We start from the raw sequence: 2,407 nt of genomic DNA, 5'->3' as shown, positions 1-2,407 counted from the left end.
TCATCGTCACCCTTAGCGTCATCGGCTTCGAGCGCTTCGATATAGACGTTCTTCGACTTGCGCGGCTCGACTTTCAGACCACGCTTCTTGCACTCGTTGTACAGCTCCTTAGCCGTCTTGCTCTGATAGCCGTCATCGTCGGAATCGTCATCGTCATCATCGACAGGCTCCGGCTCCGGCTCGGGTTCGGGCTTAGCATTAGGCTTGCGACCACGCTTCTTGGGCGCGGGCTTCTCCGGCTCTGCCTTTTCCTCTTCTGCCTCTTCAATAGGCTCTTCGTCGGAACCATCGGAAACGGCATTATCCTTGATGGACTTGTTGACCTTCTGAGCCGTAACGTGCGACGGGATATAGCTCATCAGCTCAACGAAATCATCACCAGCCTTTGCAACGCACTTGGAAATCATGATTGCAAGGCGCGGAAAACGCTTGCCGAATTCCTCAAGCTGCTCCTGATTCTGATTTTCGGCGATAACCTTAACGCCATCCGCAATACTGAAATTCGTAGCCATTTTCAAATCTCCTTTCGATTTCGTGAACGCCCCTTGCGTTTCACTACTGATTCTAGCTACTCGATTTTACGCTAGGCTTCTTGCCCTATTCACTTGTCAAGGTGCAACTGCAACCCTGCCATTTCATTTTAACACACCCAAAACGACGTTTCAATAGCTTAAAACGAGATTTTGAGCGACTTTCTAATCATTTTCGGCAATTTCCGCATCTGCCGGAGTTTCATCCCAAGTTTCAGCCTCGGTAATCGCAACGGTAATTGCATCGCGCAAAGCTTTAAGACCATCGACAGAATCAACGCGAATAGCACCCTTCATGAAAAGCTTGGTTTCGGTTGAACCCTCTTCAACGGTAACTTGCTGAGCAATCGTGTAACCGCCACGCGAACAAGACGAAATAACGACGTTGCGCTTATCGGTTACCTTTGCGCTCGAAATCTCTTCATACGTGATTTTCTTATTAGCCATTTCAGTTCTCACCCCTTTCTATTCCTCAATTTCAATTTGCGCCTCCATGAGAATTTGAAAGCGCGGGTTATCATCACTCTTCAACGGCAAGAGATTAAGATTCTGCATTTCGATGAAATCGGAAAGACCGTTAAACTTCAACTTGCTTTCTCCATCACCATCAACAATAACGTTCTTAACGCGCCACACGCCAAGCATCATTGCCTTGTTGCCCGGAACCTTGGCTTTAATCGTCACATCGTTGTTAAGCATCTGCAAAACCTGAACGCTCTTGACCAACTCGCCATACTCGGCAACTAAAACCAAATCGACAGCACCACTCGCCTTTAGGCTATAACCGTTAAGCTGCACGACTTCTTTAATTTTAATCTGCTTTTCCTCGCTCATAACGCGCTTTTCCTTTCTTTCTCGAACTGCTTTTCATACTCTTTGTTATACGCATCCCTAGCACTAGCAGCCGTTCTAATCATACCATCCGGCAACTGATTCGGCATAACGTCTTGGATATTTTTGAAAATCTCTGCAAACGTCTTTGGACGCTCGAAAGCCTCGCCATCGCAATGAGCGGCTAAATCCTTCAAATCACTTGGGCGCATCAAAATGAAAACGTCATCTGATTCGATGAACTGCAACGCGAAAAGCGGTATCTTGTGCGCAACGTTCGCATTGTATTCAAGCGTTTCAAAATCCTGCAACTTGAAAGATATCGATTTATGGTCTGTGCTTTTAAGTTGGCAAATCACGTTTTCGGATTGCCCATCTTCCTTTTCGACCCAACCGCAACCGCTGCCCTTCGTGGGCTTCAATCCAAGCTTCTTCATAATCCTAGCTTCGTTTTTGCGGTAAAACTTGCCTGACCTATTCGGCATCTTTGAAACCTCCGATTAAATCGCCGATTGCAAAATCAACAATCGACTTGTCTTGAATTTCGATTTTCAAAGTATTCTGAAAAGCGTTAAGGCACATTTCGCAAACAGAAACGATATTCTGCGCATACATCATGCTCGGCATCTGAATTTCGAATTCGTAAACCAGAGCATTGACGAAATACGTTTTCGGGTAAACAACCTGAACCTTCCAGAAACTAGCACTGTTGCTTTCGCGCTCGAAAACAAATACCAGCTTTTTAACCTCCGTTGCATCGGCAATCGGCAATTCGTATTCAAAACGAACGCAATCTTTATCATGGTACTCGCGGCGCTTCAAATCGCCGATATTGATTTTTCCCATTTTTCAAAATCCTCTCTAATCAGGATGATAGCCCATCAAGACCATATAAGCCTCATGCGCCCTATCTTCCAATGTCTCTAAAGAATCCTCAACCGTGCCGATTCTATAACTTTGAAAATCAAGCGTCGCATACAAAGAACCTGTTTTCGAATCAATCGTGATAACCGGGCTGTTGTAGCCATCGCCGTTTTCGAATTTCT

The 2,407-nt window shown here is 45.6% G+C and carries 5 protein-coding genes and 1 pseudogene; all 6 read right to left on the bottom strand.

What is annotated here, in order from left to right:
* Positions 1-512: pseudogene (locus tag IKG78_RS06215) on the bottom strand (hypothetical protein); the annotation flags it as partial.
* Positions 513-695: 183 nt separating this feature from the next.
* Positions 696-977 (bottom strand): hypothetical protein, encoded by a 282-nt coding sequence (locus IKG78_RS06210; RefSeq protein WP_290941024.1) that lies wholly within the window; start codon positions 975-977, stop codon positions 696-698.
* A gap of 18 nt (positions 978-995) precedes the next feature.
* Positions 996-1,364 (bottom strand): hypothetical protein, encoded by a 369-nt coding sequence (locus IKG78_RS06205; protein ID WP_290941022.1) that lies wholly within the window; start codon positions 1,362-1,364, stop codon positions 996-998.
* Complete coding sequence (locus IKG78_RS06200) at positions 1,361-1,798, bottom strand: hypothetical protein (protein ID WP_290941019.1); 438 nt, start codon at positions 1,796-1,798, stop codon at positions 1,361-1,363. Before IKG78_RS06200 ends, IKG78_RS06205 begins: the two co-directional genes overlap by 4 nt.
* A gap of 37 nt (positions 1,799-1,835) precedes the next feature.
* Positions 1,836-2,207 (bottom strand): hypothetical protein, encoded by a 372-nt coding sequence (locus tag IKG78_RS06195; RefSeq protein WP_290941017.1) that lies wholly within the window; start codon positions 2,205-2,207, stop codon positions 1,836-1,838.
* Between the two features lie 15 nt (positions 2,208-2,222).
* Positions 2,223-2,407, bottom strand: a 185-nt coding sequence (locus IKG78_RS06190) for a hypothetical protein (protein ID WP_290941014.1), incomplete at its 5' end; no start/stop codon positions are given.

It is taken from the genome of Fibrobacter sp., from assembly GCF_017545445.1.
In the GTDB taxonomy this organism is placed as follows: Bacteria; Fibrobacterota; Fibrobacteria; order Fibrobacterales; family Fibrobacteraceae; genus Fibrobacter.
This window is presented reverse-complemented; position numbering and strand designations above follow the sequence as displayed.

Bases quoted from the DNA above. Each gene is read 5' to 3' on its own strand.
- IKG78_RS06210 (WP_290941024.1), bottom strand. From the start codon at position 977: ATGGCTAATAAGAAAATCACGTATGAAGAGATTTCGAGCGCAAAGGTA.
- IKG78_RS06205 (WP_290941022.1), bottom strand. From the start codon at position 1,364: ATGAGCGAGGAAAAGCAGATTAAAATTAAAGAAGTCGTGCAGCTTAAC.
- IKG78_RS06200 (WP_290941019.1), bottom strand. From the start codon at position 1,798: ATGAAGAAGCTTGGATTGAAGCCCACGAAGGGCAGCGGTTGCGGTTGG.
- IKG78_RS06195 (WP_290941017.1), bottom strand. From the start codon at position 2,207: ATGGGAAAAATCAATATCGGCGATTTGAAGCGCCGCGAGTACCATGAT.